At 71.2% G+C, this 7,001-nt stretch carries 9 protein-coding genes; 5 read left to right on the forward strand and 4 right to left on the reverse strand.

Annotation, left to right across the window (positions count from 1 at the left end; all coding sequences use genetic code 11):
* Positions 1–1,148, reverse strand: a 1,148-nt coding sequence (locus ESP51_RS19935; protein WP_129522610.1) for a glutamate--cysteine ligase, incomplete at its 3' end; no start/stop codon positions are given.
* Positions 1,149–1,374: 226 nt separating this feature from the next.
* On the opposite strand from ESP51_RS19935, the gene rpsP reads away from it, so the two are divergent.
* From rpsP to ESP51_RS19960, 5 genes are all read left to right on the forward strand, one after another.
* Positions 1,375–1,788, forward strand: coding sequence for a 30S ribosomal protein S16 (gene rpsP / locus ESP51_RS19940; protein WP_129522611.1), 414 nt, complete (start codon positions 1,375–1,377; stop codon positions 1,786–1,788).
* A 3-nt stretch (positions 1,789–1,791) separates the two neighbouring features.
* A complete protein-coding gene (locus ESP51_RS19945; protein WP_056651189.1) occupies positions 1,792–2,028 on the forward strand; it encodes an RNA-binding protein in 237 nt (78 codons plus the stop codon).
* Between the two features lies 1 nt (position 2,029).
* Entirely contained in the window at positions 2,030–2,686 is a 657-nt protein-coding gene (gene rimM, locus ESP51_RS19950) for a ribosome maturation factor RimM (protein WP_129522612.1), read from the forward strand.
* A 10-nt stretch (positions 2,687–2,696) separates the two neighbouring features.
* Positions 2,697–3,383: a tRNA (guanosine(37)-N1)-methyltransferase TrmD gene (trmD, locus tag ESP51_RS19955; protein WP_129522613.1), complete on the forward strand. Its 687-nt coding sequence runs from the start codon at positions 2,697–2,699 to the stop codon at positions 3,381–3,383.
* 155 nt (positions 3,384–3,538) lie between these two features.
* Positions 3,539–4,300 (forward strand): sirohydrochlorin chelatase, encoded by a 762-nt coding sequence (locus ESP51_RS19960; protein WP_129522614.1) that lies wholly within the window; start codon positions 3,539–3,541, stop codon positions 4,298–4,300.
* Between the two features lie 28 nt (positions 4,301–4,328).
* Here ESP51_RS19960 and ESP51_RS19965 read toward each other — a convergent pair whose 3' ends face one another.
* From ESP51_RS19965 to cobA, 3 genes are all read right to left on the reverse strand, one after another.
* The gene (locus ESP51_RS19965) at positions 4,329–5,048 is read right to left on the reverse strand and encodes a sirohydrochlorin chelatase (protein WP_129522615.1); all 720 of its coding nucleotides are present in this window, start codon (positions 5,046–5,048) and stop codon (positions 4,329–4,331) included.
* Positions 5,045–6,184, reverse strand: coding sequence for a uroporphyrinogen-III synthase (locus ESP51_RS19970; RefSeq protein ID WP_129522616.1), 1,140 nt, complete (start codon positions 6,182–6,184; stop codon positions 5,045–5,047). The genes ESP51_RS19965 and ESP51_RS19970 overlap by 4 nt, the downstream gene beginning before the upstream one ends.
* Positions 6,181–7,001: uroporphyrinogen-III C-methyltransferase (gene cobA, locus ESP51_RS19975; RefSeq protein WP_241843280.1), on the reverse strand; the 821-nt coding region annotated here is incomplete at its 5' end. The genes ESP51_RS19970 and cobA, both read right to left, overlap by 4 nt.

Raw genomic sequence — 7,001 nt, forward strand, 5'->3', positions numbered from 1 at the left:
CCCGTCGTCGGCGTGACCCCGGCGCGGAGCTCGCGCGCGAGGTGTGCCACCACGGCCGTGAGGTCGCCGCCGGCGGCCTCCGCGACCCGGAGCTGGCGCTGGTAGCTCGCGCCGCCGGCGAGCGTCTCGCGCACGCCCTGCAGCTCGGCGGCGCAACCAAGTCGCTCGGCGATCGGCGCGAGGGTCGTGAGGAGCTCGCGCAGGTCGTCGGTGACGAGTCGCTCGGTGCCCGCGACATCCGTGATCACCTCGGCTTCGAGACCGTAGCGCGCAGCTCGCCACTTGTTCTCGCGCACGTACCAGGGCTGCAGCACCGTGAGCGTGTGGCCCTCGTCGAGGCGGGTGCTCATCCACTCGACGAGGCACTGCACGAGTGCGCCGATCGCCGCGATCTCGGCCGCCGTCGAGACGCCGTCGCAGACGCGCACCTCGACCGTTCCCCAGCGAGGGGAGGGGCGGATGTCCCAGCGCACCTCGCTGTGGTCCTCGATCACGCCGGTGCGCACGAGGTCGTCGACGTAGCGCTCGTACGCCGCCCAATCGGCGAGCGGGTAGGGGAGCCCCGCCGTCGGCAGCTGCTGGAACATGAGCGCCCGGTTCGAGGCGTACCCCGTGTCGACACCCGCCCAGTACGGGCTCGAGGCCGAGAGCGCCTGCAGGTGCGGCAGGTACGCGAGCAGCCCGTCGAGGATCGGCAGCGCCTTGTCGCGTTCCTCGATGCCGACGTGCACGTGGACGCCCCAGATCATCATGTTGCGGCCCCACCACCGGGTGCGATCGATGAGCTTGTGATAGCGCGGCTTGTCGGTGAGGTGCTGGTCGTACCACTGGCTGAACGGATGCGAGCCGCTGCAGACGAGCTCGTAGTCACCGAGCTCGTCGATCACCGCCCGCACCTCCGCGAGCTGGCCCTCGAGATCGGCGACGGCGCCCGCGACGCGTTCGTGCACGCCGCTCACGAGCTCGACGGTGTTCGTCAGCAGTTCCGAGGTGATGAACGGATGATGCCCAGATGGGCTGCCCGCGTCGAGTACCCGGAGCACCTGGTCGGCGACCGAGGCGAGCTCTCCGGTGGCACGGTCGACGATGGCGACCTCCCACTCGAGTCCGACCGTGGAACGGGCGGATCGGGCGAAGTCGATCTGCATGGCGGGGCCCCCATCCGGGCAGGGCTCGTGGGCGTCTGTCGGCCTATCATGCCATGCACGCCGGACGATTATCCTTGCGGCCGGATTTCTGCAAGAATGGTCAGTCGAGTTCAGTATCGCCCGACCCTCTATCCGGCGCGCAGAACCCCATAGAGCTTCCGCCGAGTGTGCACCCCACGCTCACGGCTGTCAGTTCGCTTACCTCACAACATTTTTCAGGAGAATTGTGGCTGTCAAGATCCGTCTCAAGCGCCATGGCAAGATCCGTGCGCCGTATTACCGCATCGTCGTCGCCGACTCGCGCACCAAGCGCGATGGTCGAGTGATCGAGGAGATCGGCAAGTACCACCCCACCCAGGAGCCCTCGTTCATCGAGGTCGACTCCGACCGCGCGCAGTACTGGCTCTCCGTCGGCGCGCAGCCGACCGAGCAGGTCGCTGCGATCCTCAAGCTCACGGGCGACTGGGGCAGGTTCAAGGGCGACAAGGACGCCGTGTCGACCGTGCGCGTCGCCGAGCCCAAGCCCGCCTTCCAGGTCGACGAGACCAAGAAGCCGGTGCTGAAGCCCAAGGCCGAGAAGCCCGCCAAGACCGAGGCTCCGGCCGAGGCCGCCGGCGAGACCGCGACGGACGAGGCGTAAGCCTTGCTCCAGTCCGCGCTCGAACACCTCGTCAAGGGGATCGTCGATCACCCTGACGATGTGAAGGTCGTCTCCGCGTCGAGCGCACGCGGCGAGGTCCTCGAGGTTCACGTGAACCCCGAGGACCTCGGTCGCGTCATCGGCCGTGCCGGCCGCACCGCGAAAGCGCTCCGCACCCTCGTCACCGCCCTCGCCGACGGCCGCCGCGTTCGCGTCGACGTCGTCGACACCGACGACTGACGTGTCCGACGCACCAGGCACGCAGCTCCGAGTCGGTCGTCTCACGAAGGCGCACGGGCTCAAGGGCGCCATCAAGATCGAGCTCTACACCGACGACCCCGACCGGCGGTTCGTGCCCGGCGCGGTCTTCACCCTGCAGGTGCCCGACACGTCGCCGTGGCACGGCAAGAGCCTCACGCTCCGTGAGCTTCGCTGGTACAACGGGCACGCCGTCGGCTTCTTCGAGGGCATCGACGACCGCACGGCCGCAGAGGGTCTCGCCAAGGCGATCCTCTGGGTCGACGCGAGCGGTGAAGAGACCCCCGAAGACGACGCGTGGTACGACCACCAGCTCGTGGGGCTCGCCGTCGTCCGCGACGGCGAGCGCATCGGCGAGGTCAGCCACGTCGAGCATCTTCCGGCGCAAGACCTGCTGATCGTGAAGGCGCGCGGCCGTGAGGTCATGGTGCCGTTCGTCTCGGCGATCGTGCCCGAGGTCGACCTCGCCGCCGGTACACTCACGGTGACGCCGCCGCCGGGGCTATTCGAGGAGCTGCCCGAAGCCGACGCCGAGCCCGAGCCCGAGTCCGACGCTTCTGACGACGTGCTCCAGGCTGATGCATCCGAGTCGACCGCCGCTGGAACGGGCGACGACACCGGCGACCACGCCGGCGCGTAGGCTCGCCCCCATGCGGATCGACATCGTCACGATCTTCCCCGAGTTCTTCTCGGTGCTCGACGTGTCGTTGCTCGGGCGGGCCCGTCAGGCCGGCATCCTCCAGGTCGCGGCCCATGACCTGCGGGAGCACACCCACGACCGCCACCGCACGGTCGACGACACGCCTTACGGCGGCGGTGCCGGCATGGTCATGAAACCCGAGCCCTGGGGCGAGGCGCTCGACGCGCTCGTCACCGACGAGTCGGTGCTCATCGTGCCATCGCCCGCCGGTGAGCCGTTCACGCAGCAGATCGCACGCGAGTTCGCGCACGCGCCGCATCTCGTGTTCGCCTGCGGTCGCTACGAGGGCATCGACCAGCGGGTCGTCGACCACTACTCGAGTCGCATCCCGGTCCGCCTGATCAGCCTCGGCGACTACGTGCTGAACGGCGGGGAGGTCGCCGCGATGGCGATGATCGAGGCCGTCGGGCGACTCGTGCCCGGTGTCGTCGGCAACCCCGAGAGCCTCGTCGAGGAGTCGCACGAAGATGGCCTCCTCGAGTATCCGAGCTACACCAAGCCGGCCGTCTGGCGGGGGCTCGAGGTGCCGCCCGTGCTGCTCTCGGGCAACCACGGCGCCGTCGCCGCCTGGCGGCGCGAGCAGCAGATCGAGCGCACCCGGCGCGTGCGTCCCGAGCTGCTCGACGACCGAGGCTGACCCGGGCCGAGCGGCCGTCGCCGACCGGCCGTCCTGCCCGCAACGGGTGCATGATTCACGTGCGTGAAACATGCGGGTGTCCGCTCCGAAACACGCCGTCCCTATGTTCGTAACGACGGACGCGGCTCCGTCGATGCGCAACGACGGGAGCGGCGATGAGCGGGTCTGGGCCTGACGATGGCAACGCGATCGTCGACCCGCCGCTCACGCTCCTCGCGGTGACCCACGGAGCGCCGTCGGCCGACAACCGCTCGGCCATCATCGGCCTCGTCGACGCCGTGGCCGCCGAGGTTCCTGCAGTCCGCATCAGCATCAGCTTCGTCGATGCCCAGAACTCGGATGTCGCTGCAGCACTCGCGCAGCACGCCGGCACGCCCGCCGTGATCGTGCCGCTCGTGCTCTCGGCGGGGTTCCACGTTCGAACCGGGCTCTCCCAGGGCATCAACCAGCTGCCCCCCGGCGGTCCCGGACTCGCCGAACCGCTCGGACCCGACTCGAGGATCGTCGAGGTGCTCGCCGATCGGCTCGAGGCGATCGGTCTCGGTCCGTCCGACGCCATCGTGCTCGCGGCCGCCGGCTCGAACGACCCGCGCGCGGTGCGCGAATGCTTCGAGACCGGGCGGCTGCTCGGTGCCCGGCTCGGTCGACCCGTGACGGTCGGGTTCATCGCCGCAGCGATCCCGCGCCTGCCCGACGCGATCGAGATGATCCGCGAGGTGCATCCCGGGTCGCGGGTCATCGTGGCCACCTACCTGCTTGCGCCCGGCACGTTCAACGATGCGGCGAACGCGGTCGGCGCCGATGCGGTCTCCGAGCCGCTCATGCTCCCGGGCCGCCCGGCGCCCGGCCCGATCGTCGAGCTCGTCGTCGATCGGTACCTGGCGGCGGTCGAGCGCCTCGGACGGCACCTGCCCTGAGTCGTCGGCAGGCCGGCTCGCCGTGTGGTCAGCGTGTGCCGATGCCCGCAGTTCGATTCACGCCCGTGAGCGGGAGCCGGGCGGAGCGGTAGCGGTCGATCGCGAGCTCGGCGAGGCGGGGATCGGGTGCGAGCGGTGCCGAGACGACGTCGGCGCCGGCTTCGAGCAACCGGTCGTGGAAGTAGCCCGGGGCGAGCAGGTACGACGCGATCACGACGCGACCCCCACTCGTCGCGCGAGCAGCAGCGACCGCGGTCGGAACGTTCGGGGTGGCGCTTGCGCCGTAGCCGATGGTCACGGTGCCGGGCCAGGACGTCCGAAGCAGCGTCGCGAGTCGTTCGACGTCGTCGGCGGCCCGCGGGTCGCTCGACCCGGCAGCTGCGAGCACCACGTGGTCTGCCGGCGTCGCCCCGGCCTGGACGAGCCGCTCGACGAGGATCTCGGCGAGCACGGGGTGCGGCCCGAGCGAGGCGGCGACGCCGACCTGCGAGGCCGCGGCTCCGGCGGCCCGCGCGATGTCGACGCGCACGTGGTATCCGGTCGAGAGCAGGAGCGGCACGATGATCGCGTCGCCTTCGGGGTCGAGCAGGGAGACGACCTCGCCGACGTCGGGTCCCTGCACGTCGACGAACGCCTCGTGCACCGAGAGCGCCGGCCGGGCGCGACGGATCCCGTCGACGATCGAGCGGATAGCCATGCGTCCGGCCGCGTCATTCGTTCCGTGCGAGCACGCGATGAGGGTGGTCATGCTTCCTCCCGGCTGGTCACCGCGAGTCGGTAGCCACGCTTCACGATCGTCTGGATGAGGCCCTTCGCGCCGCACGCCTCGCGGATCCGCGCGACGGCGACCTCGACGGCATGCACGTCGCTCGTCGCGCCGGGAAGCGATGCCAGGAGCTGGGAGCGGTTGACGACGTCGCCGCCTGCTTCGGCGAGAGCGGTGAGCACGGCGTGACCGGTTCGTGTCAGGGGCAGCAGCTCACCGTCGAGCAGGGCGCCGCCACGCCGCACCTCGAGCACTCCGGCGGCCGTGTCGATCGCCGAGGATCGACGCTCGGCGAAGTGCGAGACGACCGAGCGCACGAGCGACCCGAGCCGCCCGCGATCGGGCACTCGCGGCGACATCCCGGCGTGCTCGAGCGGACCCGCCGTGATCGGGCCGACCGCGGCGATCAGCAGGGTGCCGCGGGCCTCCTGATCGAGGATGCCGTCGAGCGCGTCCTCGACGATGGCCGCCTCGAGCCACGCGTCGGCGCCCGGAGCGGAGGTGAAGAGCACGGCGTCGTAGGCGCCCTCTGCGGCGCTGCGCACGGAACCGGCGACGAGCCCGGGATCGGGCGGAGGACCCCAGCGGTAGACGACGAGGCTCGTCACGTCGGCACCCGCGCCGCGGAAGGCCTCGTCGAGCCCGTCGGACCCGGAGCCGTGGTGCTGGACGACGACGCGGAGTCCGGAGATGCCTTCGTTGAGCAGATATGTACCGAGCTCCGAGGAGGTCTCGGACTCGGCGACCCAGTCGGCACTGAATCCGGCCTGCTGGATGGCCCCGCGGGCCTTCGGGCCGCGCGCGATGAACCTCGCGCCCGCGAGCGCGGCGTGCAGGTCGTCGAGGAGGCCCGCCGAGTCGGCGGTCTCCATCCAGCCGTGGAACCCGACGCCCGTCGTCGCGACGACGACGTCGGGAGGGGTGGCGATGACCTGGAGTGTCTGCTCGATGAGCGCTTCGTCGCCGATGTGCGGTTCGATCGTGAGAGCCGGGGCGTGCACGACACGCGCTCCACGCCGCTCGAGGGCGGCGCCGAGTTCCGCCGACCGGCGATCGGCGGTGATCAGGATGACGCAACCGAGCAAGGGCGTCCCCGGCGTGGGAGGGGCGTTCGTCATCCGGTGCGGCTCCGCGCGGGGTCGGTGAGTCGAGTGAGGAGTCCGGCTGCGGCGACCTCGCCCACCACGATGACGGCCGGCGCCTGCACACCGGCAGCAGCTGCAGCGGCGGCAACGGTGCCGAGGGTTGCCCGGGTGGTGCGTTGCGACGACGTCGTGCCGCTCTCGACGATCGCGACGGGCCGGTCATGCGGAGCGCCCGCGGCGACCGCTGCCTCGGCGAAGCCGCCGAGTCGCTCGACGCCCATGAGCACGACGGTCGTCGTCGTGTCGTCGGCGAGTGCCGCGAGGGTCGCCTGCGTGGGGTCGTCGTGGCCGTTGACGAGCAGCATCGACGCGGCGGTGCCCCTGTGTGTGACCGGGATGCCGGCGGCCTGCGGCACGGAGATCGCGCTCGAGATGCCGGGCACGACCTCGACGGCCACTCCGGCGTCGAGGCATGCGGCGACCTCTTCGCCGCCGCGGCCGAACACGAACGGGTCGCCGCCCTTCAGGCGCACGACGTGCTGGCCGGCGAGCGCACGCTCGACGAGGATCCGGTTGATCTCGTGCTGCGGAACCGGATGCCGCCCGGGGGCCTTGCCCACGTCGACGATCTCGACGCCGGGCTCGAGCTCGGCGAGCAACGCCCGGGGACCGAGACGGTCGGTGACCACGACATCCGCTTCTGCGAGTGCGCGTCGACCGCGCAGGGTGATGAGGTCGGCGGCGCCGGGGCCGCCTCCGACGAGCACGACTCGACCGGGGCCGCCGGTGCGCCGGCGGCGCACGGGCAGTCGTCCCTCGGCGAGGGCGTCGGCCACGGCGTCGCGCACCG

The sequence above is a fragment of the Agromyces albus genome (genome assembly GCF_004134825.1).
GTDB classification, from domain to species: domain Bacteria; phylum Actinomycetota; class Actinomycetes; order Actinomycetales; family Microbacteriaceae; genus Agromyces; species Agromyces albus.